General features: G+C 50.7%; 22 protein-coding genes. 11 read left to right on the forward strand and 11 right to left on the reverse strand.

Annotated features, from left to right (window positions below):
- Positions 1–40: 40 nt before the first annotated feature.
- The 4 genes from ACSV5M_RS20280 to ACSV5M_RS20295 all read left to right on the forward strand — a co-directional run bounded on the left by ACSV5M_RS20280 (position 41) and on the right by ACSV5M_RS20295 (position 6,266).
- The gene (locus ACSV5M_RS20280; protein ID WP_439178545.1) at positions 41–802 is read left to right on the forward strand and encodes a translesion DNA synthesis-associated protein ImuA; all 762 of its coding nucleotides are present in this window, start codon (positions 41–43) and stop codon (positions 800–802) included.
- On the forward strand, positions 799–2,313 hold the full coding sequence (locus ACSV5M_RS20285; RefSeq protein WP_439178546.1) for a Y-family DNA polymerase: 1,515 nt from the start codon (positions 799–801) through the stop codon (positions 2,311–2,313). Before ACSV5M_RS20280 ends, ACSV5M_RS20285 begins: the two co-directional genes overlap by 4 nt.
- Positions 2,313–5,405, forward strand: a complete 3,093-nt coding sequence (locus ACSV5M_RS20290; RefSeq protein WP_439178548.1) for an error-prone DNA polymerase — start codon at positions 2,313–2,315, stop codon at positions 5,403–5,405. Before ACSV5M_RS20285 ends, ACSV5M_RS20290 begins: the two co-directional genes overlap by 1 nt.
- 144 nt (positions 5,406–5,549) lie before the next feature.
- Positions 5,550–6,266, forward strand: coding sequence for a hypothetical protein (locus ACSV5M_RS20295; protein ID WP_439178551.1), 717 nt, complete (start codon positions 5,550–5,552; stop codon positions 6,264–6,266).
- Positions 6,267–6,374: 108 nt separating this feature from the next.
- On the opposite strand, the gene ACSV5M_RS20300 is transcribed toward ACSV5M_RS20295, so the two are convergent.
- From ACSV5M_RS20300 to cadR, 6 genes are all read right to left on the reverse strand, one after another.
- The gene (locus ACSV5M_RS20300) at positions 6,375–6,752 is read right to left on the reverse strand and encodes a hypothetical protein (protein WP_439178552.1); all 378 of its coding nucleotides are present in this window, start codon (positions 6,750–6,752) and stop codon (positions 6,375–6,377) included.
- Positions 6,753–6,762: 10 nt separating this feature from the next.
- Positions 6,763–7,101, reverse strand: a complete 339-nt coding sequence (locus tag ACSV5M_RS20305; RefSeq protein WP_439178554.1) for a hypothetical protein — start codon at positions 7,099–7,101, stop codon at positions 6,763–6,765.
- A gap of 38 nt (positions 7,102–7,139) precedes the next feature.
- Positions 7,140–7,544, reverse strand: coding sequence for a type II toxin-antitoxin system tRNA(fMet)-specific endonuclease VapC (vapC, locus tag ACSV5M_RS20310; RefSeq protein WP_439178555.1), 405 nt, complete (start codon positions 7,542–7,544; stop codon positions 7,140–7,142).
- Complete coding sequence (vapB, locus tag ACSV5M_RS20315) at positions 7,544–7,774, reverse strand: type II toxin-antitoxin system VapB family antitoxin (RefSeq protein ID WP_439178556.1); 231 nt, start codon at positions 7,772–7,774, stop codon at positions 7,544–7,546. The genes vapC and vapB overlap by 1 nt, the downstream gene beginning before the upstream one ends.
- Before the next feature lie 242 nt (positions 7,775–8,016).
- Positions 8,017–8,298, reverse strand: coding sequence for a hypothetical protein (locus ACSV5M_RS20320; protein ID WP_439178557.1), 282 nt, complete (start codon positions 8,296–8,298; stop codon positions 8,017–8,019).
- A 1,581-nt stretch (positions 8,299–9,879) separates the two neighbouring features.
- Positions 9,880–10,311, reverse strand: coding sequence for a Cd(II)/Pb(II)-responsive transcriptional regulator (gene cadR, locus ACSV5M_RS20325; protein ID WP_439178558.1), 432 nt, complete (start codon positions 10,309–10,311; stop codon positions 9,880–9,882).
- Positions 10,312–10,385: 74 nt separating this feature from the next.
- Between cadR and ACSV5M_RS20330 the strand changes: the two genes are divergently transcribed.
- From ACSV5M_RS20330 to ACSV5M_RS20360, 7 genes are all read left to right on the forward strand, one after another.
- Positions 10,386–11,294, forward strand: coding sequence for a cation transporter (locus ACSV5M_RS20330; RefSeq protein WP_439178559.1), 909 nt, complete (start codon positions 10,386–10,388; stop codon positions 11,292–11,294).
- Between the two features lie 104 nt (positions 11,295–11,398).
- Positions 11,399–11,689 (forward strand): hypothetical protein, encoded by a 291-nt coding sequence (locus tag ACSV5M_RS20335; RefSeq protein WP_439178561.1) that lies wholly within the window; start codon positions 11,399–11,401, stop codon positions 11,687–11,689.
- A 61-nt stretch (positions 11,690–11,750) separates the two neighbouring features.
- A complete protein-coding gene (locus tag ACSV5M_RS20340) occupies positions 11,751–13,022 on the forward strand; it encodes a TolC family protein (protein ID WP_439178563.1) in 1,272 nt (423 codons plus the stop codon).
- A gap of 53 nt (positions 13,023–13,075) precedes the next feature.
- On the forward strand, positions 13,076–13,324 hold the full coding sequence (locus ACSV5M_RS20345) for a hypothetical protein (protein WP_439178564.1): 249 nt from the start codon (positions 13,076–13,078) through the stop codon (positions 13,322–13,324).
- On the forward strand, positions 13,324–14,412 hold the full coding sequence (locus ACSV5M_RS20350) for an efflux RND transporter periplasmic adaptor subunit (protein ID WP_439178565.1): 1,089 nt from the start codon (positions 13,324–13,326) through the stop codon (positions 14,410–14,412). Before ACSV5M_RS20345 ends, ACSV5M_RS20350 begins: the two co-directional genes overlap by 1 nt.
- A gap of 12 nt (positions 14,413–14,424) precedes the next feature.
- Complete coding sequence (locus ACSV5M_RS20355; protein ID WP_439178566.1) at positions 14,425–17,541, forward strand: efflux RND transporter permease subunit; 3,117 nt, start codon at positions 14,425–14,427, stop codon at positions 17,539–17,541.
- Between the two features lie 70 nt (positions 17,542–17,611).
- On the forward strand, positions 17,612–18,523 hold the full coding sequence (locus tag ACSV5M_RS20360) for a cation diffusion facilitator family transporter (protein WP_439178567.1): 912 nt from the start codon (positions 17,612–17,614) through the stop codon (positions 18,521–18,523).
- A gap of 85 nt (positions 18,524–18,608) precedes the next feature.
- Here the strand turns inward: ACSV5M_RS20360 and ACSV5M_RS20365 are convergent, their stop codons facing one another.
- The 5 genes from ACSV5M_RS20365 to ACSV5M_RS20385 form a co-directional block, all read right to left on the reverse strand.
- Positions 18,609–18,881, reverse strand: a complete 273-nt coding sequence (locus tag ACSV5M_RS20365; RefSeq protein WP_439178568.1) for a hypothetical protein — start codon at positions 18,879–18,881, stop codon at positions 18,609–18,611.
- 408 nt (positions 18,882–19,289) lie between these two features.
- Positions 19,290–20,090, reverse strand: coding sequence for an undecaprenyl-diphosphate phosphatase (locus tag ACSV5M_RS20370; RefSeq protein WP_439178569.1), 801 nt, complete (start codon positions 20,088–20,090; stop codon positions 19,290–19,292).
- Between the two features lie 69 nt (positions 20,091–20,159).
- Complete coding sequence (locus tag ACSV5M_RS20375) at positions 20,160–21,938, reverse strand: alkaline phosphatase family protein (RefSeq protein ID WP_439178571.1); 1,779 nt, start codon at positions 21,936–21,938, stop codon at positions 20,160–20,162.
- A 207-nt stretch (positions 21,939–22,145) separates the two neighbouring features.
- The gene (locus tag ACSV5M_RS20380; protein WP_439178572.1) at positions 22,146–22,382 is read right to left on the reverse strand and encodes an amphi-Trp domain-containing protein; all 237 of its coding nucleotides are present in this window, start codon (positions 22,380–22,382) and stop codon (positions 22,146–22,148) included.
- Positions 22,383–22,423: 41 nt separating this feature from the next.
- Complete coding sequence (locus tag ACSV5M_RS20385; RefSeq protein ID WP_439178573.1) at positions 22,424–23,383, reverse strand: hypothetical protein; 960 nt, start codon at positions 23,381–23,383, stop codon at positions 22,424–22,426.
- Positions 23,384–23,812 lie beyond the last annotated feature (429 nt).

Here is a 23,812-nt window from a genome sequence, read left to right on the forward strand (position 1 = left end):
GCACTATACTGTATATAAATACAGTAAAGCCAGTTGATGTATGACGTCGATAACCCCTGATGTTCCTCCGCCCACCACCCTGGAGCAGTTATTGCGCCGGGAGGATTTGTGGCGTGGCGACTCCCAGCGCTTCGCTGCACTCCGTAGTGTAGTAGGTACTGGCTTTGACCTGTTAAACGCTGTTTTGCTCGGCCGGGGCTGGCCGACAGGCACATTGATCGAATTCTGCCAGGACGGCTGGCAGGCTGAGTGTCAGCTATTACTCCCCGCTTTACGTGAGGGAACGGGGTTGATCGTTTTGCTCAGCCCACCGGCGACGCCGTTTGCCCAGGCATTTCTCCAGGCAGGCATTGATCTTGATCGCGTGGTCGTTGTGGAAGCCACTGACGCCTCTACATTCCTCAAGTCATTTGTAGAGCTGTCCCGTGCGGACGCGTGCGATGCCGTACTGGCCTGGCAGCCCAAGGAAACGCTGACGTACACCCAGTGGCGCAAATGCCTGCTCGCGGCATCCGAGGGCTGTGGTTTATACGTCGCCTTTCGCCCGGGTGCCCATCAGCAATTAAATTCTCCTGCGAGCCTTCGTCTGCACAACCACCTCGTTCCATCTGGCCTGGAGGTGACCGTATTCAAGCAGAAAGGCCAGTTGAAAAATGTTCGACCGGTAACGGTCGAGTTGCCGGTGGAGTGGCAGGAAGCGACGGCCTATCACCTGCTGGATGAGGGCCATTCACAGCGCGGTACTGGACGATTGGCGCCGCGCCGGTTGGCAACCGTGACGCCCATCCGGGGACAGTCGTGAATGCGGGGAAGACCCGCCTGTGGCTGGCGTTGCGTTTTAGAAGGCTGCCACTGACTGTATTGGAGATTGCAGACCCCGAATTACCGACGGCCGTGATTGACGGGCAGCGGGTGAAATTTACAAATTCTGCTGCAGCCGCTGTTGGCGTACAGCCCGGTATGGATGTCACGACAACCCAAATCTTGGGTGCGCGGACTGTTGCGAGAAACTTCGCCTTGGAGCAAACGGCAATAGAGGATCTTTGTGAGCAGTTGTATCAATTTACACCCCACATTGAACGCTATTCAGATCGTGGCGAGCCCGGTCTGGTACTGGAGATCTCCACGTGCCTACAGCTATTCGGAGGGCTCCCTTCGTTTATGCAACTGATCCAGGCCTTCCTGGATGCCTTGCCTTACGGCCAGGTGGATCTGGCCTTAGGGCACACTACGGAGGCCGCCTGGCTCTTGTCCCATCATGGGTATCCGTTACGCGATGATGAGTTATTGGTATCACCGCAGTTGTACATTGATCGCCTCAATGCATTACCCATCACTGACCTGGAGTCTGATCCAGCCGTGGTGGAGCGGCTCGTGAAAAGTGGCTTTTGCGTACTGGGCGATATTGCCAGGCAAGCCGGAAGGTCGTTTGAAAGCTTTACCCGTCGTTTCGGTATCGCATTCACGGAATATATCCAGGATGTATATGGAGGGGACCAGGGCGCTGGTCAAGGCCAACTATTTGCGAAGCCAGTCGTGACCTTCACGCCAGCCGAAATTTTCACCGAGGAAGTGCAGTTCGAATACCCGGTCAGCTCAGCTGGCCAGCTGCACTTGCCCATGGAATTATTGCTGCAACAGCTGGCGACATTTTTGCGAAGTCGGCAGCTGGAGTGCCAGCAAATTGAATGGCAACTATTGGACATCACACGACGTGTCGAAGCCATTACCGTATCCAGTGATATACCGCAAATGCAGTGGCCATTGCTCTACGACCTGACGTTGACGCATCTGGAAGGTCGTGAGTTACCTTTTGAAGTCGATACGCTGCGTCTGATATGCGATGAAACCAACAGCGCACAAGGTCACGCACAAACATTACATTTTACACCGGGTAAGCGCCAGCGAGCCGCGTCCCAAGACTGCGCGCATGCGCTTGCAAAACTTAAGGCTCGTTTGGGGGAATCTGCCGTCTACAAAATCAGTTACCAGGATGCACGCTTACCTGAACACACCAATCGACTGATCGGTACGGCAGAGAAATCGTTTCAGGCGTTATCCGCGACGCAGGAACAAGGCTTACGACCTACCTGGTTGTTCTCGACGCCGGCACCTATTGAGCATCGGGGCGACCGATTATATTGGCGGGGTTACCTCAGTCTCCTCACAGCCCCGGAGAGAATTGTCGGTGATTGGTGGGAGGAGAGCATTGTCCGTGATTATTTCCTCGCGCGGCGCCAGGACAACTTGCGTGTGTGGATCTACATGGACCTGCACACCAAGCAATGGTTTGTTCATGGGGTATTTGCGTGATGCGCTACGCCCACTTACACACACTCACCAATTTCACGTTCCTCACCGGCGCCTCGCATCCAGAGGAATATGTGTACCGAGCTTACGAGTTGGGCTATGACGCCATTGCGATCACCGATGAATGTTCATTGGCAGGTGTGGTGAAAGCATTTGTGGCTGCCGAAAGCCTCGATATGAACTTGATCATCGGCAGCACATTTATGTTATCCAACGGGATGCCGCTATTAATCATTGCGCCGTCGCGTAACGCCTATGCCGAATTATCCGGATTCATCACGCTCGCCCGTCGACGCGCAGCGAAGGGCGCTTATGAGGCACATTTTGAGGATCTGCGTTTTCGCTTGCGGGAATGCCTGGTCATTTATCTCGCCGACGTTAAGCACACCGTGGATGAAGAAGTCATTGAAGAATTACAGCGCGCCTTCCGAGGGCGGGTGTGGATTGGTATGAATCATCAGTTGCTTGGTGGCGAGCAGCGGGATTTTCAGCGGTGGCTTGAACTTGGTATTACGATGGGCATTCCGCTGGTCGCTTGCGGCCGCGCGCTCATGCATGCCAAAGAACGAAAACCCTTACAAGATCTCGTCACCGCCATTCGTCACAACACGCCGTTAGAATCCATGGGCACGCGTTTGGAGCTCAACGGTGAATCCTATCTGAAATCGTTGTCGCAGCTTGAACGGCTGTATCCGGAATCGCTTTTGGATGAAAGTTGTGAAATCGCTGATCGATGTCATTTCTCCATGAACGAATTGCGGTACCAGTATCCCCAGGAGCTGGTGCCCGAGGGGCTGACGCCCATCCAGCACCTTCGCCAGCTGGTCGATGCCGGCAAACACATTCGTTGGCCAGAGGGCGTGCCAACCGACACAGAGAGCCTGATTAATAAAGAACTGGAGCTCATCGAAGAACTGGCTTACGAATTTTATTTCCTGACCGTTCACGACATTGTTCGCTACGCACGCGAGAAAAATATTCTTTGCCAGGGGCGAGGATCTGCAGCAAATTCCGTGGTGTGCTATTGCCTGTTTATCACCGAGATCCGGCCAGGCCAAATCAATGTCCTCTTTGAGCGTTTTATTTCCCAGGAGCGCGACGAGCCGCCGGATATTGACGTGGATTTTGAACACGAGCGCCGTGAAGAAGTGATCCAGTATATCTACGAAAAATACGGCCGGGAGCGTGCTGCCATTGCAGCAACCGTAATCACCTATCGCTCCAAAAGCGCCATTCGCGATGTCGGCAAAGCCATGGGATTAGAGCCATCGTTGATTGATCGGTTAACACAATCCATGGCCTGGTGGGATAGTGCCAACACGATTCCGGAGCGGTTGGAGGCAGCAGGATTGAAATCAGATAACCGGCGAATTTTTTGGTTTCTGACATTGGTCGAGCAGCTGATTGGATTTCCCCGACACTTATCGCAACACACGGGTGGGTTTGTGATTTCCCAAAGCCGGATCAGCGATTTGGTCCCGCTGGAAAATGCGAGCATGCCGGATCGCACTGTCATCCAATGGGATAAAACAGACTTAGAGTCGATGCGTTTACTCAAGGTAGATGTACTTGCCCTGGGTGCCCTGACTGCACTGCGCAAATCCCTGGAATACATTCATCAATACGATTCATCCATTCAATCAATCGCGGATATTCCCAGGGAAGACCCGGATACCTATGACATGCTGTGTGCAGCCGATACAGTGGGGATTTTTCAGATTGAATCGCGTGCGCAGATGTCGATGTTGCCCAGATTGCAACCGCGGTGCTTTTACGATTTGGTGGTGCAAATTGCGATCGTCAGGCCTGGGCCGATTCAGGGAGATATGGTTCATCCCTACCTTCGCCGTCGAAATGGGCTTGAGCCAATTACCTATGCCAGTGATGCCATCAAAGACGTGTTACAACCGACCCTCGGTGTGCCTATTTTCCAGGAACAGGTCATGCGTCTATCCATGGTAGCTGCTGGCTTCACCGGTGGTGAAGCGGATGAACTGCGACGTGCGATCACCAATTGGGGTAAAAATAGCAAGCTGTTGTTGTTTGAAGATAAATTAGTGAACGGCTTTCTCAGCAATGGCTACAGCCGGGATTTTGCCGAACGGATGTTCGAGCAAATTAAGGGTTTTGGCGGATACGGATTTCCGGAAAGCCACTCCGCATCTTTTGCACTCATTTGCTATGCCGCCGCGTGGGTCAAACGACATCACCCCGCCGCATTCTACTGTGCCATTTTGAACTCTCAGCCCATGGGGTTTTATTCGCCGTCACAACTGGTACAGGATGCGCGTCGACACGGAATTAAAGTGCTGCCAGTCGATATCAACACGAGTGTCTTTGATAATGTACTGGAACGTGATGGACATGGAAGATGGGGGATTCGACTCGGCTTTCGACAAGTGAATCATTTACGGGGAGATAAAGCGCGCAGCATTGAACGCTGCCGAGGTGCTCAGCCCTTTCACTCGCTGGCCGAGCTGGCCAAGCGGTCATCCCTTACGGCTTCTGACCTCGAATGCCTGGCCTCGGCCGACGTATTGCGATCGCTAGCCGGCAATCGCCACCAGGCGCAGTGGAGCGCGGCCGCGACCCTGCCTAGCCATGATCTACTCAGTGAGGCGGACAACAGCTGGAATGATGAATTGCTTTTGCCGGCACCGACACTGGAGAAAGATGTACTCGATGATTACGCGTCCGTGAGGCTTACGCTACGAGCGCATCCGATGGCATTGCTGCGATCTGATCCACCGTTTCATCGTTGCCGGAAGCAAAACGAACTGGCAGGTTTACGACAAGGGCAATTTGTTCAGGTGGCGGGACTGGTGACTTGTCTGCAGCGACCCGGCACCGCGAAGGGAACCTTGTTTGCCACGCTTGAAGACGAAACGGGCAGTATCAATGTCATCATCTGGGCGCGCACCCAGGAAACCTTTCGGCAGGTCATCCTGACGTCAAAGCTGATGCTGGTGAAAGGCACGGTGGAATTGAATTGGGATAACCCCTCTAGTCCCGTCATCCATGTGGTGGCAGGGTACATCCAGGATCTCTCAGAGAGACTGCCAGCATTGTTGTTGAAAAAGCGGGAATTTCATTAGAAGCGTGGGGCTTGTTATGCTTCAGCTCATCAGCAAACCAGTTGGAAAGGTAACAAGTGAAACGTACAGCGATTTCGTGACATCATAATTCTACGATGCCAGTATGTACTTTAATCAAACCCGTAGATAAATCTGAGGAAAATAATGGAGCCGAGAACAAAAATAGGTGAAGCCCAAGTACAGGAAGCATTTGTCGAACACTTAAGGTTCAAGATTGGGGAAAAATACGGGCCTAATTTTCCATATGCTTATGGTGCGTTCAACGGCAGTCAGGATAGGAAATATGCGGACTATTTCGCAGGCGTGAATGCCAGAAACATACTAATCGAGTTTAAAGAATTTAAATCTGAAATATCATCGGAGACAAGGAAGCCTTTAAGAAAGAAGCTCTGCAACAGTATAAGTGATGAAAATCTGGAAAATTCTCTCAATGCGCATTTTATTTCTTGGCGAGTTGATGATCCAAATGGAAATAGACTCAGGTTACGAATTGACACATATCTACCTACCGTCTGCCCATTGTTCGATAGGCATTTCGATGGCGGTAAAGAAAAGTGGATTCAACACTTTCTGGATGGCTTTTTAGATCTGGAGGTAGGGGTAAGCAACGAGGAATTTGAAGTATATATCAATGAGCTCTCCCGTATCGCAGGTGATGCCGGAGAAGGCAACGCTAGCTTTTACGGAGTTCATTTGACGTTTGACCCAGAAGTCGGTCTGGACCTAGAAATTTTCTCCAAGGTTTCAGATCTCATCGAATTTTCGAATGACATGAGCGCTAATAAACCCACCGTTTCTATGAATGAGGAGCCATCACCAGATGACGAAGGGCCAAAACCTTATCGCGGATTCTCAATGTAAGCGCTCAACAAGCGCAGCGGTCGGTCAGTACGCTAATAATCCGATGAACCAAAGCCAATCCACATAACTCAAATGGTCGGCTGAAAACGGGTGGTAGTTTGGTGAAACTTACTTGGGCTCCCACCCTAAATAACGCAAGTTGATATTATCTCTCGCTGCCGCCGCCATTACCAACGAAAGACATTCCACATACTCATCCGTCAGATCGGGGAAACGATCAAGTTCTTCTATCAAATCGCAGTAGTCATCATGTGAGAAAGATATGTCCCCTGTCGTTGTGGTAGGCGCAATTATTGTGATCTCTTCAGGAAAAACGATCTCGCCATTCTCTGCCTCAAATACAGACTGATCTGAAGAATTGGTGATCATGATCTGGGGTGCGACGCAAATATATTTAACAGCCATCTCAATCGCATCATGGAGCTCTTCAAAGGCGATGCCGATGTGATACACGCCTTCGCTATTCTTAAAATACAAGAAGTACATTATTTCTGACCTACACCTTTTGTGAAATATTTTCATATCGCTTGAACGCGATGTACAGCCCAATAGAAATCAAACCAAAAAACAAGAAGCCGCAAACACTTGCATAGAGGACAGGTTTCACGATCATTTCATTCAAAGGATCGTTCTCAATGACGACCGCTATAATCGACAAAGCGGACGCCATCGAAAAGCAAAAGAGCGCTTTCAATAGGTTGGCTTTCGCACGACTGTCTTGTTGCACTTTTTCAACATACCGGAAAAATCCACCCAAAAACGTGATATAGAGGAATAAGCCAAATAACGTCAGGAGCCATACGGAAATAATTAAAGTATCTTTATTCAGGAACATAAATTATCTCCAAGCGGCTTCTATTATTCGCAGGGTGTTCAGCCTTTTACCCAATTGGCAAGGCGAATCCCAGGCACGTTTTCAAATTGCTTAATGTTGTGCGTCACTACCACTAAGCCTCGCGACCTCGCGTGACCAGCAATCATTTCGTCATAAGGGCCAATCGGGCGCCCGATTTTCCTGAGCTCTGCCCTTAGCTGCCCGGTATGGGCCGCCGCCTCATTGTCGTAAGGCAATACGTCCAACCGTGCAGCAAACCCTTCAATATCCCGCAAGTTGCGCTCCACAGCGGCCGATGCCTCTGCTCCATACATCAACTCCATCAGGGTGACTGCTGAAATGCACAGTTGGCCATCGTGCGCCTTGAATGCCTCCCGTACTTCACTGGGTTTGTTCTTAATGGTGTAGATGGCGATGTTGGTGTCGAGCATGTACTTCAGCATCAAAGTGCCTCGCGCTCTTGATGCTCGGGCTGCTCGCGACTCGCCATGAAGTCATCAGAAACACCTTCGCCATCAAACCAACTGTCCCAGGACTCGCCCGCAGGGGTGATTATGCGAGCGCGCCCCTGGATGACGATATCCACTTGCTTCACTGAGTCTGGATAGGCTACAGGCTTGGGAAGCCGCAAGGCTTGGCTCTTATTGCTCTTGAAGATACTTGCTCGTTCCACGGTATACACCTCTCTGAGTAGGTAAGTGCAGAATAAACATGCTAGTAATAGATTGGGGATATGTCAATGGTATATCCCAAGTCATAACGTTAATCGGTGAGGAGCTACTGGAGGGTGAGCGAGTAAACATGATTCCGGGAGCTTATGCTAATGCCGTTCAGCACCCTACTGCGGGCGTATAAGTCGAAGGATTCGGCAATTGAAAAGACGCATATCGCCGGTGTAATCAGTGTGCCCTCTGCCTATACTTCGGCTAACACACCCATTGGCTCTCTGCGCTTGCCCGCTGAGCTTGGAATTATTGAATCAGCAGAAGTGTTGGTTTGATCGAATTTTTCAAACCAATTAAGAATAGCCAGCTGCTCTTCCACTTTCTGGCTGTAGAACGCGTGCAGCACATCAAAACTTGCCGAGCTCCGGCATAAACCTTGTAGTCGGCTATTGAGCAGCCTGAGATTCGACAATACTTTTCTCTTTGCGGCTTTTACTTCAATAGCATCCTTTCCAATCACTAACTTTGTCACGGTTCGTCCCTGAATGGCTAAAGGACGCTATGCTAACGCATTGATATTTTGGCGCCAGTGGCAAAATGCGGCAGTCTTTGTAGGATATGTCTCACAAGCCCCTTAAGGACTCTTAAAGCTTGGGAACAGTAGCGAGCACAACGATGCTCTTCGCCGGTAAGACGCCCACCCAGGGTGTACCGGGACGATATAAATCGTGCGACGCATTGATTGGAACGCTCGCCGACTTTGATATGGTAATACTTCCTACCAGTAGCCAATGCCGAGTTCTACTAATATCACCCCTAGGGATTGCACTGCAAATTCAGCATCTTGCTCACTGTCCATTCTGACATTACGAAGGTTAACTTTAAACCCAACTCTAATTTTGTAAGCAGCTTTGAGGTAAAAGACTGAAGAATCAGCACGTTTCGAACCAAATTACTTCCCGAAATAGACCACTTGTAAATCCATTTTTTTGGACAAGAGAATGCGGCGCGGCTATATGCCTGTACTACTCATATTTTTGCCTTTCCTATAGGCCAACTTCCCGATTTTGTTTAAAGTTAACCGTGATTGCATACCTTTTTACTGTGAGTAAAAAAGGTCAGCATCGCCGCTGCTTTGGTGGCTGCTTCAGGCCTACCATCAGAAATTGCAATTCCGGCCGCATTCTTTGCAGTGATTCAGATGATCACTTCGCCTATTGCGGCCAAGATTCTTGCAAAAAGCTGAGAACTCTGGAGGAGCGACTGAAGAATTGTCAATAACAAGTCTCCCTAAAGTAACTACGTTTCTAAACGATCCAATCCTATGTGGAGAAGGAAAAATCGTGAAGAAGCAATACTGGCGGTGCTGAGTTAAACTGAACGTAAGGTCTGGACACGCACTCATAATGATCTCCGTGAAATCGCGGCCCTTGTAGCGAACGATGCGCGCTATCATGTAAGTTCCTGTGCTTATTATCAATTCGCTCCAGGAAAAATTAAATTTAAATTAACCCAAATAAATATTCTAGGCTGCTCATGAAATCTTCAAAGAAAGGCATACAGAAGTCATCGAAGAAAGGCATACAGAAGTCATCGAAAAAGAATTGGCTGAAATCTGCACCTGCAGTCATGCTAGTGTTAATGCTTTTGTTGGTTTTCGTTGTGCTAGATATTTATATCGCCAGTAACGCAAACACTCATACAGACCCTAAGGATCAACGGCACAAACATAAAGAATAGTAGTGGTGGCATCTTTACTTGTAGTGAATTCGCTAAATTGACCTAGGCAAGTGTTAACCGCTACAACATAGTTCAGGTAATAGGGCGATAGGGAATAATAATCAAATAAGCGAGGAGGCGAGAATATTTGTTACGCCAAATGGAATAGCTTGGCACCGCTTAAGATTAATAGTTGACCCCACTCGACACTGATGGACATAATCCCAATGCCCATCCTTCAAAGAATAGCGATATTGTTGCTTTAGCTTGCATATCAAATTGTTTATGTGAACCGGCAAAAGTCTCCCGCACCAATTTGACTGCGCTCAACGGCTGCGTGGTAAGCCATACGGCCATTGTCCCATGTTGCAGTGTGGAATATTGGTCACGTCTATCACCGCAACTTCCTTTCCTTGCCATCAAGAATACGCTGCGATTTTGGAGACAGCTCATCCAATATTCCGCACTGGTCGATAGATCTTGCTTGACCACATTTCTGCCGCAGGCGCTTCAGATCCCCATGAAGCTTCTGGAGATCAGCCATCCGGGTTTCGACCATGTCCAGATGTGCATCAATCATGTCATTCACCGCTTCACACGGTGTATTGGGTGAATGTTGTAATGCTATAAGGTGTTTAATCTCGCCTAACGTCAGATCCAGCGCACGGCAATTCCTGATGAAGGACAGTTTTTCAAGCGCGGCTGTGTCGTACAGACGGAAGTTACCGTCAGTACGTGCAGGCAGGGAAATTAAGCCTTCTTTTTCATAGTAGCGGATCGTTTGGATTGAACAACCGCTGCGCTTTGAAAGCTCACCAATTTTCATAGATTTTAACCTTGACTCTATAGCTGCTATAGAGTGTAGCTTTGGTGGGTCCACGCAACAAGAGCCGTCCGACCATGTCATCAGATTCGAAGACCTGCTGTGGCTGCAACGCTAAAGACGCTGCGCCATCCCTATCTGAGCCGCAAACGAGAAGCGATATTCAGGCTGAGGTGAGTCATGTAAGTACATTTAACGCCCCTAAAATGGATTGCCCGTCAGAAGAGAACCTGATTCGCACTGCGTTTGCTGGGCTTGAGGGAGCCGTCACCTTCGAGTTCGATATTCCTAATCGTAAGGTAAGTGTGTATCACCCGAATATGCCGGAGAAAGTGGAAAAAGCCATGATGTCTGTTGGGCTTGGAGCAAAGTTAATCTCGACTGAATCGGTGGACCGCGAGGCGGTTCAAAAAGCCGAGGCGGCGGCGAAGTCCGATGAGGTACGCGAGGCGCGAGTACTACACCGGTTACTGGCAATCAACGCTGCCATGTTTGTGTTTGAACTTGGCGTGGGCATTGTGGCGCAGTCCACGGGGCTTATTGCTGATTCTCTGGATATGTTTGCCGATGCAGCGGTCTACGGCGTGTCACTATATGCAGTGGGCAAGGCTGCCAGACGTAAACTCAAAGCGGCCCATTTCGCAGGCTGGTTACAACTTGCGCTTGCCTTGGGGGTCCTGCTTGAGGTGGTGAGGCGAGCGATCTATGGAGGCGAGCCGGCGTCAACCCTCATGATGGGTGTGGGCGCAGTGGCTTTGGTGGCCAATATTACTTGCCTCTTGCTGATCTTCAAATCGCGTAACCAGGGGGCTCATATGAGAGCCAGTTGGATATTTTCGGCGAATGATGTGTTGGCCAATGCCGGCGTCATCTCTGCAGGCATCCTGGTGGCGGTGACCGGGTCCCACACGCCAGATCTGGTGATTGGGGTTATTATTGGGTTGTTCGTATTGAGCGGCGCTCGGCGTATACTTTTGTTAAGATAGCGGACTATCTTTAAAACCAAGAGACTGGACGAACTATAAAAGTGTTTAAACGTGCTCTGACATACGTTGTGCTGATACTGGTTGTTCTGCAATCCGGTATAGCGATGGGCGACGCACATCAGTTGCATCAGTCGGGTGTTGAGCATGTTGCTTTCGATGAAACTCACCCGCCTCATGAAGAACTTGAATCTGATGAGCACCAGATTGAAGACGCCTCTTCCTTGCAAGAGTGGGATTGCCATCACTGCTGTCATTGCCACGGCCACTTTTGTCCTTTCATCTTAGTGTCTGCCGAACGCTTTGTATTATCCAAGGGTTCTTCCCCCGTGCCCGATTATTCTGAAAACGCCTTTCCCGATACTGTTGAAGCCTTCCTGCGTCCTCCTAAAGCATAAGCCTTGAGTACCGCTTTTCACCCGCATTTGCGGAAACATGACATACATCAGGACTTATCCAATGCGATTGACCACTCTTAACAGGTGTCATAGACCCTGTCTGTGGCTTGCGTTATTACTCTGTAGTTTGACCATCACGGCGAACGCAGAAAACAGCGATGCCACGCTGACCTTGAATGAGGCGCTAGCCCGCACGCTGTCGCACAATCCACAACTTTACCAATACCGCTTTACTAAAGAAGCACTGGAAGCTCAGAGACAAACGAGCGTCTTACGCCCTGCTATGGCACTTGAACTTGACGCTGAAAACTTCGCTGGATCAGGTGATACCCAGGGATTTGATACGGCAGAAACTACTCTGGCCTTATCCTCAGTTATCGAACTGGGCGGCAAGCGCCAGGCCCGCGTTTCCTATGCTGATGCGCGAATCAACCAGGCTGAATGGGAACAGCAAGCCACCACGTTGGATGTACTGGGTGAGCTGACGGCGCTCTATATCGAAAGTCTTGCGACCCAGGCCAACATTCGACTGGCAGAGGAGTCGCTGGGATTATCCCGGTCATTGCTCAAAACGGTAAAAATGCGCTCCAAACAGGGTGCGACACCCGAAGCGGAAGTCATGCGCGCTCAAGCCGCTGTCGCGCGTGCAGAAATTCGTCTTGCTGCGGTAGTGGAACAGTTCGAACGCCAAAAAGTGCAGCTTGCACGGTTTTGGGGGGACACCACTCCGGCCTTTAGCACGTTGGAGGGAAGTCTGTTTGAGTTCGGAGCCAATCAAGGTTTTGAACAACTTTATGCGCGAGTAAAGACATCTCCGGCAATTCAGGTGTTTGCGAGTGAGGCGCGGATCAGGGATGCAGAAGTGACACTGGCACGCGCTGGCGGACGTAGCGATCTGACCTGGCGCGCGGGTATCACACGCTTCGAAGAAACAGGCGATACCGCCTTCACGGCCGGACTCTCTATTCCGTTGTTTTCCAATGCACGCAGCAGCGGCGAAGTAAAAGCCGCCCTGGCAAATCGCAATGCCGTGGACTATGCCCGTGAGGATCTGCTTTTGCGTGTACATGCTCAACTTTTTGAAGCCTATTCACTGAGAAAGCAAAGCATCGCGGCAGCCACTAAAACCCAAAATGTGGTGATTCCGGCGCTGGAAAATGCGCTCAAGCTGACCCGCGAAGCATACGAAAACGGGCGCTATCGCTATCTCGATTTAATCGCCGCCCAGGAAGAATTGCTTGCGACCAAACAGGCGCACATTGATGCGGCATCGACAGTCCTCATCAGTCAGGCGTTGATAGAAAAATTGTCCAGTGAAGCCCTTAACCACTAATTCAATCTTTTTAATTGGGTTTGATAACGATCAGGCCCCAGGAATTTATGACTATGAAAAATCCATTTATCACACTACTCACGGCGTTAACCATTCTTTTCAGTATTTACGTTTATGCGGCTGACGATCATCAACATGAAGATAATGATAACCATAAACAACATCACGTAGAAGGCGATCAAGAGCAACATGACGACGATGTCGATCACGAAGAAAAGTCCACGGACGGTCACAAAGGGGATCATGATCACAGTGATCACGCCGATGAGAACGTGAATGAAAAAACACAAGGAGTTAAATAATGAAAGATTTAACACGGTTGTTTTCTCATTTAACACCTAAAAACAAAAAGCCTATTGTGGGCATACTGCTTTCCCCTATTTTGCTACTCGGTGCCTTGTCGATAAACGCCGGGTCGGAGGATGAACACGACCATGAGCATGAAGCGACCGAGCAACATGCACCGCATCATGAAGATGGTGACCATGACGAGCACGAGGGTCATGTTGATCACGATGAAGACGGACACGATCATGATGAACATGGCCATGGGAATGAAGGAGAAGATGAGCATGGACACGGAGCAGAAAACAGCAGCCGTATTGATGGCGACATGGCTCAACAAGTCGGCATCCTCACCCGCAAGGCAAACACACAGGAGCTTCGCCAAACCATTACCGTTTACGGTTCGTTGGTGTCGGCACCCGAACAGCTGAGTCATGTGCGTGCCCGCTTCGAAGGATTGGTCAAATCTGTGCGTGTGACTATTGGCGATCGCGTAAAAACCGGTGATGTCCTAGCGGAAATTGAATCCAATGAAAGCCTTAAGACCTACCAAATCCGTTCACCTATTTCCGGGCGCATTGTGCAGCGTCACGCCAATATCGGAGAAGTCACCCAAGATCAAATTCTGTTTTCCGTTGCCAATTTTGACACCGTGTGGGTGGAACTGCGTGTTTATCCCGCGCAACAGGCTGCAGTCAAAGAAGGTCAATCCGTTCATATCTTGACGGCCAATGGCAGTGTCGAATCCACCGTCGACCATGTTGTGCCTTCGATGGAGTCCTCTTATCAGCTGGCGCGGGTCAAGCTGGAAAATAGCAAACAAATCTTGTCTCCGGGTTTGCTGGTTGAGGCACGTGTGGAAGTCGGTCGCGTTCCGGTTTCTCTCGCCGTTGCGAAGGACGCGGTACAAACGCTGGGCGGCCGTCAGGGCGTTTTTGTAAAAACCGGTGATGAATATCGTTTTACACCATTGGTGCTGGGTCAGCGTGATGATCACTTTTATGAAGTGGTCGATGGGCTTAAATCGGGCGATGAATACGTCAGCGAAAACAGTTACCTGATCAAAGCCGACATCGAAAAATCCGAAGCTGAACACGAACATTAAAAGGGGCGCATCATGATTGATTCTATCTTGCGCCTGGCAATTGAAAGGCGCTTACTGGTTTTATGTTTTATTTTTCTCATTGTCGGCGTGGGCATGTGGAGCTATCAAAAGCTCCCGATTGACGCGGTACCCGATATCACCAATGTTCAGGTACAAATCAATACGGCCGCACCGGGTTACTCGCCGCTGGAATCGGAGCAGCGCATTACCTATCCGGTGGAAACCGCACTGGCCGGCTTGCCCGAGCTCGCTTACACGCGGTCGCTGTCACGTTATGGCTTATCTCAAGTCACGGTCGTGTTTGAAGAAGGCACCGATATCTATTTCGCACGGAACCTGATTAACGCCAGACTGGGCGCAATTAAAAGTGTCTTACCACCAGGGCTCGAACCGGAAATGGGACCCATCTCCACCGGGTTAGGCGAGATCTTTATGTACACCGTGCAGGCTAAACCCGATGCCCGCATGGTCAATGGTGAGCCCTACACCGCAACCGCATTGCGGGAAATCCAGGATTGGATTATCAAGCCTCAGCTCGCACAGGTGAAAGGCGTTGTCGAGGTCAACAGCATTGGCGGCTACAACAAGCAATACCATGTGATGCCAGACCCCACAAAGCTACTGCTTTACAAGGTCAGTGTTGAAGATGTCGTACAAGCGTTGCAGGAAAACAACGACAACCGGGGCGCAGGGTATATCGAACGAAATGGTCAGCAGCTTTTGGTACGTTCGCCTGGTCAGCTCGCCACGGTGGACGATATCGGCAATGTGATCATTGCGGAACAGGACACAGTACCGATAAAAATTAAAGACGTGGCCGAGATTGCGATTGGTAAAGAACTGCGCACCGGCGCCGCAACGCGAGATGGCGTTGAGACAGTGTTGGGTACTGCCATGATGCTGATCGGCGAGAACTCCCGCACAGTTGCTCAGGATGTGGCGAGCAAACTCGATGATATTCAAGCCTCATTACCCGAAGGAGTGATTGCCGAAGCCGTTTATGATCGCACCGCGTTGGTCGATAAAGCTATTGCCACCGTGTCGAAAAACCTGATGGAAGGTGCATTGCTGGTTATCGTGGTGCTGTTTCTCTTGTTGGGTAATTTTCGCGCGGCCTTGATTACCGCAGCCGTCATCCCGCTGGCCATGTTGATGACCATCACGGGCATGGTGAAAACGGGGGTATCGGCCAATTTAATGAGCCTCGGTGCGCTCGATTTTGGGTTAATTGTCGACGGCGCCGTGATCATTGTCGAAAACTGTGTTCGACGTCTGGCCGAGACGCAACACAGAAACGGTCAGCAAGACCTGCGTGAAAGATTGAATACCGTGTTCGATGCAACGTCAGAAGTCATTCGACCCAGTTTGTTCGGTGTAGCCATTATTACCATCGTCTACATACCGATCTTTAGCCTCACAGGTGTTGAAGGCAAGATGTTTCACCCGATGGCGGCGACCGTGGTCATGGCGCTGTTGTCTGCGATGGTGCTTTCGTTGACGGTGGTACCTGCTGCTGTTGCCGTGTTTATGAATGGCAAAATCAGCGAAAAAGAAAGCATCGTTATCAGCAAAGCAAAATCAGCCTACAAACCGCTGCTCAACCTCGCTCTGAAATTTCGCTGGGCCGTGGTCGGTTTTGCCTCTGTGCTGGTTGTGTTTTGTTTGTGGTTGGCGTCCACGCTAGGCTCTGAGTTCATTCCTCAATTGAACGAAGGGGACATTGCGCTGCACGCCATGCGTATTCCAGGCACGGGTCTGGAACAAGCCGTGGAAATGCAGGAAATTCTTGAGCGGAGAATTAAAGCGTTTCCGGAGGTGGATAAAGTCTTTGCCCGCATCGGCACGGCCGAAGTGGCAACAGACCCCATGCCACCTAACGTCGCCGATAATTTTGTGACATTAAAACCGCATAGCGAATGGCCGGACCCATCCAAAACCAAAGCCGAACTCGTTGAGGAGATGGAACGTGCATTGGAAGAATTGCCGGGGAATAACTACGAGTTTACCCAACCGATTCAAATGCGGTTTAACGAATTGATTTCCGGCGTGCGCGCGGATCTGGGCATTAAGATTTTCGGTGATGATCTGGATCAGCTCGTGTTAACGGCCAACGATGTGCTTAAAGTCGTCAACTCGATTGAAGGCGCTGCGGACGCTAGAGTCGAACAAGTGACAGGGTTGCCGACACTGTCTGTTATTCCGAACCGCACCGCCCTGGGGCGCTACGGCTTGAATGTTGCAGAACTTCAGGACTGGGTATCCGCAGCGATTGGCGGCGAATCCGCCGGAATTATTTATGAAGGGGATCGGCGCTTTGAATTGGTGGTGCGCTTGCCGGAGACTACACGCCGCGATATCGATCGTTTGAAGTTTTTACCAGTGCCACTACCGAACGGCGATTATGTTCCCCTCGAAGAAGTTGCGACCCTGGATATCTCACCTGCGCCAGCGCAGATCAGTCGTGAAAACGGCAAACGCCGAATCGTGGTGACGGCCAACGTCCGGGGGCGTGATCTCGGGAGTTTCGTGAACGAGGTGCAAGCGAGCATTCGTGAAAACGCGGATATTCCGCCGGGCTACTGGCTGGATTACGGCGGCACGTTTGAACAGTTGGAATCTGCCAGTCAGCGGCTGTCCATTGTGGTGCCGCTAACCCTGTTGGTGATATTGGGAATTCTGGTCATGGCCTTTGCCTCACTCAAGGATGCCTTGATTATTTTCAGTGGTGTGCCACTCGCTCTGACTGGCGGCGTATTGTCTTTGTATCTACGCGATATGCCGTTATCAATATCTGCAGGAATCGGCTTTATTGCACTCTCCGGTGTGGCTGTACTCAATGGACTTGTGATGCTCGCTTTCATACGCCAGCTGTGGCATGAAACCGGGGATTTGACCAACTCAATTATCGACGGCGCGATGATTCGTTTACGCCCGGTGTTGATGACCGCACTGGTGGCAAGTCTTGGCTTTGTGCCAATGGCATTAAACACGGGTACTGGTGCGGAAGTTCAGCGACCACTCGCCACAGTCGTTATCGGGGGTATTATTTCGTCAACCATTCTGACGTTGCTGGTACTACCCGTCCTGTATCAATGGGTCCATCGCCGGGATAAGCATATCAGAAAATAATGGAAGGGCCCCGGCTCCCGCCGGGGTTCACCTCGCTTGTTTATTTAAATGGTTCAGCGCAGGAGGCACAATGCATTCTCATTCACACGACAATGACAGTAGTACACGCATCGGCTGGGCATTTTTTCTCAATGTCGGATTCACGATTATTGAATTTATTGGCGGCGTGCTTACCAATAGCACCGCGATTATGGCGGATGCCGTTCACGACCTCGGTGATAGCCTGTCGATTGGTTTGGCCTGGGTGTTGGCAAAGCTCGGGAAAAAACCAGCTTCCAGTTCATTTTCCTATGGCTATAAACGTTTATCGTTGCTGGGCTCACTCATCAACGGCATCGTCCTCATCGCCGGCTCAAGTTGGGTGTTGTATCAATCCCTTCCTCGCCTTTTCAATCCGGAAATGCCCGTGACCGAAGGCATGTTGGCATTGTCCATTTTCGGTATCGCCGTGAATGGATTTGCCGCATTCAAATTAAGTAAGGGGAAAACGCTAAACGAGAAAGTACTCAACTGGCACTTATTGGAGGACGTCCTGGGATGGGTGGCCGTCCTTATCGTTTCTATCGTTCTAATGTTTGTGGAGTGGCCAATACTCGACCCATTGTTAGCGATCGGCTTCACGATGTTTATCCTGGTAAATGTCGTCAGGAATGTAGGCTCTACGTTAAAGCTATTTTTACAAGGCGTACCTGATAAGGATCTTGCCGAAAAAATTGCAGCAAAACTCGGAAACATTTCGGCAATTAAAAATTTTCATCACTTGCATTTGTGGTCGCTGGACGGCGAAAGTCATGTATTAACGGTTCATCTTGAACTCGCTGTGGGGTTTTCACTGGAAGATCAGCGAAACCTAAAGCGTCGCTTGTCCGAAGCGCTGGCCGAGTTCGATTTGAGCCACACGACTGTCGAGTTCGAACTTGAGGAGGAGCCTTGCCGGGACGAAATGACGCATAGCGATGAACACGTCGAAGCTCAATCATAAGCTCACAAATCGAGACACATCCCAGGAGGTTGGCTCTAGATTCGTGAACAATGTCCAAAAAATTGAGCGAGCGATACAGGGTCAATTATTTCTTTTCATTATGCTTGGTTCCGCGTTCCTCGTGAATGTCCATGTGAGCATCGCGCAAAATATCGATAGCGCCATAGGGCGCAATTCCCGCTATAGCGATTCCGATCAGCAAGTCAGGCCAATTGGAATCTATCCAGAGAACAATGATGCCTGCCAAGATGACTCCGCCGTAGGAGACTAAATCGTTAATGCTGAAGGTCGCCGTAGCGCGCACATTCACATCCTTATTTTGGAAGTTTTTTAGCAGATAGAGAGATAGGAAATTCACGACTGCTGAACGGCAGTAATCCTATCATCACCGCGACCCGCCAGGTTTCCATATGCGTGAGCGAGTGAGGTCGAGCAGGCTCAAACCGTAGACAATGGCGTCGGACGATCCGGAGACCAGGGATGTTGGCTTCGTTTTTCCGGTCAGGTATGTAAACCATTGGTTACCGAAATTGCTCGAACAATCATCAATGTCACACAGGCTGACGTGAAATTGAAGGGAGATATCTCCATACCATCTCACGTATTAATTCAAGCATTATTATGAGGAGCATCGTTATTGAAGGGTGATGGGCGTAGTTCAACATTAATAATGTGGTAGGGCTACGGGAATTTGCACCTTCTCCAATGAGATTACTCATTCGCGAGATACCGCCTTAAGTCGGCAAATTGCTTCCACCATACTGATTCAGTTCATCAGAACCAGATAGATTATCCCAGCTAAGACTATGCGATATATTACGTATGGCCACATGCCGAAGCGATTGAGCCACTTCAGAAAAAAGTGGATAGCGGCCAAAGCCATCACAAAGGATGTCACCCCGCCTACCAAAAAACCAACCCAATTAACGCTGACCTCATTAGTCGCTATCTCCAGAAGCTTGGCACTGGCCGCCAATGCCGTGATAGGGATGGCAAGCAAGAAAGAAAACCGAGACGCAGCTTCACGGCTGAGGCCCAATAACAATCCGGCTGTGATAGTCGCCCCCGAACGAGATGTGCCGGGTACTAGCGAGACGGCTTGTGCGATTCCCACAAGAACTGCATCCCACCAGTTCAATGTAGTAAGTTCCCGTTGTTGGTTGGGACGTGAATCTGCCCACCCCAGCACGAGGCCGAAAACTAGTGTGGTAAAGAAGATAATGTGGACTGAGCGCAATAGGGTGTCGATAAGGTCGAGAAGCAACAGGCCAGTCACGGCCGCAGGCAAAGTGCCAATGATCAAGAAGAACGCCAGCTGGCCTTGCCCAATGAAGCGTCGTTGCGTCATGGACGCCGCACCATCTCGAACTAGGACGGTGACATCCTTATGAAAATAGAGGATAACCGCCAGCAGGGTACCAACATGCACTGCCAGATCAAAAGCAACTCCCTGATCGGCCCAGCCTGCCAAAGCAGGTACCAGAATCAGGTGGGCGGAACTGGAGATGGGTAGGAACTCGGTAATTCCCTGAAGAACACCAAGCAAGAGTGCGTGAAGTAAATTCATCAATGCTCCTTCCAAGCGACCAACTTTAACGGTGAATACTATCCTAAGCTCGGGGAGCGGGCACGCAGGTCAATCCTGATTTTCCTCATCGCTCTTCAGAAAGCGCGTTTCTCCGGTAGTGGCATTTAACTGGCGGATATCTGTCGGTATGCCATGTTCATCCAATGCGACCAAGCCAATACCTGAGCCATTCCACAGTCGTTCGCCTGCGTCCCGGCCGGTGGGCAGCCGAGGCATGACCCGCGTGCGTCGCCGTTTGGTGAACCAATTGAGTGGCGAGCGCGGTGCGTAGAGCCAACGGTTAACCCGATCTAGCCATTCCAGCAGGCTTTTCGGAAACTCATTTTTGATCCCGCTGCTGGTGATTTGCCAGATCCTTGGGCTGTTACGCCGATGCGGCAGGCATACATCATAAACAAACGAATAATGCACATCGCCGGAGAGAATAACGAAGTTTTGCGGCGTGCCAGTATGGGAAAAGATGTTTAACAGTACCTTCGCAGTGCCCTTATGGGCCATCCAGTTTTCTGCGTCCACAACCAGCGGGCGTCCGAAGAAAGTGAAAATGCGCTGTATCACTTCGATCAGCTTGACGCCAAACATGGGCGTGGGGGAAACAACGATGACGGCCTCTTGTCCCATCACCGCTTGCTGAAAGTCCGTGAGCGCCTCCCAGTCCATGAGGCCAGATGGCCGGGTCTGGGAAACTTCGCTGCGCCAACGGCGGGTACGGATGTCCAGGACCACCAGGCGTGGATGAGTATTCAGCGTGTAGCTCCAGCACGAAAATTGAAGTAGCCGGTCGATCAGCTCTTTATGGCTCTCCTCATTGATAAGGCCTCCATCCTTGGGTGGCTGCAGCACATTGTCTATCAGCGGTAGGATGTCATCAAAGGCGGAAGGGGCATTGCCCCATGCTTGAAACAGAAGATAGGCGATGAGGGCATTACCGACGATACGCTTGGAGAACGGATGCCCATAAGCGGTGGATTCCCACGCTGCGGAGAGATTCCAGTCGTCGGTGATGTCATGGTCATCAAAAATCATGTAGCAGGGCAGATGCGCTAACGACCGGGCTGCTCGCGGCAGTCCCGCCACAAATTCATTGATGTTCTGTTGTTCGAGATGGTAACGCTCTGCATCTTTGGGCGTTAACGCGGGCGCGGTGGGCTGTATCAACTGCCAAACAACGGGCGACCATACCAGAAGGTACATGGCGCTAACTTCCGCCAGAGAAATAAGATGGTTTTGGGCATTAGCGGTGGTAAATATTGGTTTGCGCACGCCACCAAAGAAACGCTTGATCAAGTCTTCATTGGCTTCGTTTGCGGGCAGGAGATCTTGCCGATGATAATAGGTGCCTGGGTGGTCGCGCAGAATCTTACTGTTGGGAACGGTGCTGCTTTCCAGTATTTCATCAAACAGGCCGAGATGTTCTATCAGTGCGTGGATGGCCCGCAACATGGGCCCAGCGACATCATCGGCGTAGACCTGATCGCCGGTCAACAATAGCAGCGCAGGCCGGGAGTTTGCATCGTTGTTGCTGCTTTGAAGCTCATGATCTACCCGCAGCAGTCCGTCGGTAGAAGGATGATGAGGGCGTCTGCAAGAGCCGTGGAGGATGCGGTCCAATCGACTCTTGATAACAAAATTCGGCCGTGTAGTCCCAGGCAAACAAAGGTGCGGTGCCCAGTGGTGAATCCACCGCTCTGTCGCCGTTGTCGCGGCACAGGATGCTTGAGGCGTTTCGATAACGCCCACGTCATAACCAATGCGGATGTCCAGGGGCAGGAGCTCATTCAAGGACACATCGATGAGGTGAACAAAAGCATGAGCGCCCAATTGCACACGATGGACTTCTTCCTCGGTAAGCACTCGATCCAAAAGCGTCTCAGTGGGGTTCTCCTGGTATAGCCGCAACCGCAATCGGAGCGCGCTGGAGCCTACCAGCCACAGCACCAATCGGTCGCTTGAAGTGTGTCTCAATAGCGGGCCGGCGAGTACCGGCGGTAGCATCTCCGGGTGCTCTTGTGTGGATGTACATATTTCCATGCCTCAGTCGGAACTCGTATCGCGCTCCCATTTGATTTGAAATTCTATTTCTTCTTCATCGTCAGAACGTTCATGCTCGATGGTGAATTCGGCCCGTACCGGTACGTAGATACGCTCGCCGGCAATCTGGATATCGAAGCGGTCGCCGTTTTCAATGGCGTCCGCCAAACGACGCAGCTTTGCGACGAAGTCAGTCTTGGAATAACCCTTCTCGATATCGCGTTCTTGTTTGTCAGTCATGCGTAAGTCTCCGGTTGTATCATTCACACTAACAGTGCGCATTAAAGAATTTCAATGCCTTCACATTTATAATCACCAATGAAGGTGTCTTCCTGTAGCACCTCGCCATCGAGGTTGAAGCAAAAAAGATAAGATTCGGTGCGATCGCCAATTTCGATACTTTTAAGTCCGATACATTCATCCGGGTGACCCGGCAGGATCTTAAACGAAGATATCCCGCGCTCTGGATCACAATCACCGACAGCAACAGTGCGGATATCACTAAAGTCTTCGCTGGCGATGATCAGCGTGTTATTGCCGCAATCCGTTTCATCTCGTACATTATCAAACGGAGTCTGCGAGATTTTACGGGGAAAGAACAGCCATTGCCTACGATATGGATGCCACTCCGCTGCCTCATGAGTGACGTAGCCGTTTTCGCCAATACCTAGAGCCTCTCGCATGCGGCGGTAGCGATCGCGCCAATCAACGCTGGTGAGGCCGTACTCGCGGGTGAGGATCTTAATCCACTCCTGCGAGCGTTTTCTGCCGTGGCTCCCGATCACCAGCTGATCGCCCCAGAGCGTAGCCCATTCGCTTTTGAATCCTTTGAATTCCTCATCCCCGCTGCCGGTCATCAGGATATGGCGCGGGACGAGCTGGGTCTCATTGCGGATTTCGCACACCAGGCCGGTACGGTCGTCGAAGGTCATCAAGCGTGAACCGTACATAACCAGCTCCGAGAACTCCGCGCCACGACCACCTTCCGCGATCAGGCTAATAAGCTGATGTTCGCCGCCCTGCTCCGGTGGAATCACTTCAAACTTGTAGCGGATTTTTCCAGTCGCGGCATCTTCGTACCGGTGCAAGCGGTCATAGCGCAGCTTCGAGGTCCAGGCGGTCTGACCGCTATCCAGCGCTATTTGAGAGGCATGATCCTCGTCAGTGATGATTGCCAGCGTGTATTCGTTAGTTTGGTTGTCGTAGCGTTCGAGACGTTCAATATCTGCTTGTTTGGTCATAGGGTTTCCGTTTGTAAATTCAGAACGTAGGTTACGTGACCTACAGCTTCAGAACAAATTCCATGCAAGAGAACTTCATGCGTCGATGGACAACGCAGAAGCCTGAGAGTTGGGAAGCACTTAATCTTTAGGGGCAGGGTTTTACACACGCTGTTGCAACTAAAGCGGCTGAAGTGGCAATAAATATCGTACCAGTTTCAAGGTGGCTCGGAGCGCCCATCGATTGGTTGCGCAGACTGATGGCAGTAACGATCTGCTTTTGAACATTCGCTGCATTTTATAGGCTAACAGGCTTGCCTGCACGGATACCTGCTACGATTGCCACCAACTCTTTACCTCCACCACGATGCACGAGCTCCCCGAGCTTAGTTAACGCAGCGTCATCCAGACTGCGTATAACAGTTCAATAGTGCGGACCCTCTGGTCCGC

This window comes from Cellvibrio sp. ARAG 10.3 (assembly GCF_051846955.1).
GTDB lineage: Bacteria > Pseudomonadota > Gammaproteobacteria > Pseudomonadales > Cellvibrionaceae > Cellvibrio.

Excerpts from the sequence above, each read along its gene's own strand:
- ACSV5M_RS20345 (WP_439178564.1), top strand. The coding sequence starts at position 13,076 with ATGAAAAATCCATTTATCACACTACTCACGGCGTTAACCATTCTTTTC.
- ACSV5M_RS20290 (WP_439178548.1), top strand. The coding sequence starts at position 2,313 with ATGCGCTACGCCCACTTACACACACTCACCAATTTCACGTTCCTCACC.
- ACSV5M_RS20350 (WP_439178565.1), top strand. The coding sequence starts at position 13,324 with ATGAAAGATTTAACACGGTTGTTTTCTCATTTAACACCTAAAAACAAA.
- cadR (WP_439178558.1), bottom strand. The coding sequence starts at position 10,311 with ATGAAAATTGGTGAGCTTTCAAAGCGCAGCGGTTGTTCAATCCAAACG.
- ACSV5M_RS20335 (WP_439178561.1), top strand. The coding sequence starts at position 11,399 with ATGGGCGACGCACATCAGTTGCATCAGTCGGGTGTTGAGCATGTTGCT.
- ACSV5M_RS20355 (WP_439178566.1), top strand. The coding sequence starts at position 14,425 with ATGATTGATTCTATCTTGCGCCTGGCAATTGAAAGGCGCTTACTGGTT.
- ACSV5M_RS20300 (WP_439178552.1), bottom strand. The coding sequence starts at position 6,752 with ATGTACTTCTTGTATTTTAAGAATAGCGAAGGCGTGTATCACATCGGC.
- ACSV5M_RS20380 (WP_439178572.1), bottom strand. The coding sequence starts at position 22,382 with ATGACTGACAAACAAGAACGCGATATCGAGAAGGGTTATTCCAAGACT.
- ACSV5M_RS20385 (WP_439178573.1), bottom strand. The coding sequence starts at position 23,383 with ATGACCAAACAAGCAGATATTGAACGTCTCGAACGCTACGACAACCAA.
- ACSV5M_RS20340 (WP_439178563.1), top strand. The coding sequence starts at position 11,751 with ATGCGATTGACCACTCTTAACAGGTGTCATAGACCCTGTCTGTGGCTT.
- ACSV5M_RS20330 (WP_439178559.1), top strand. The coding sequence starts at position 10,386 with ATGTCATCAGATTCGAAGACCTGCTGTGGCTGCAACGCTAAAGACGCT.
- ACSV5M_RS20305 (WP_439178554.1), bottom strand. The coding sequence starts at position 7,101 with ATGTTCCTGAATAAAGATACTTTAATTATTTCCGTATGGCTCCTGACG.
- vapC (WP_439178555.1), bottom strand. The coding sequence starts at position 7,544 with ATGCTGAAGTACATGCTCGACACCAACATCGCCATCTACACCATTAAG.
- ACSV5M_RS20280 (WP_439178545.1), top strand. The coding sequence starts at position 41 with ATGACGTCGATAACCCCTGATGTTCCTCCGCCCACCACCCTGGAGCAG.
- ACSV5M_RS20370 (WP_439178569.1), bottom strand. The coding sequence starts at position 20,090 with ATGAATTTACTTCACGCACTCTTGCTTGGTGTTCTTCAGGGAATTACC.
- ACSV5M_RS20295 (WP_439178551.1), top strand. The coding sequence starts at position 5,550 with ATGGAGCCGAGAACAAAAATAGGTGAAGCCCAAGTACAGGAAGCATTT.
- ACSV5M_RS20360 (WP_439178567.1), top strand. The coding sequence starts at position 17,612 with ATGCATTCTCATTCACACGACAATGACAGTAGTACACGCATCGGCTGG.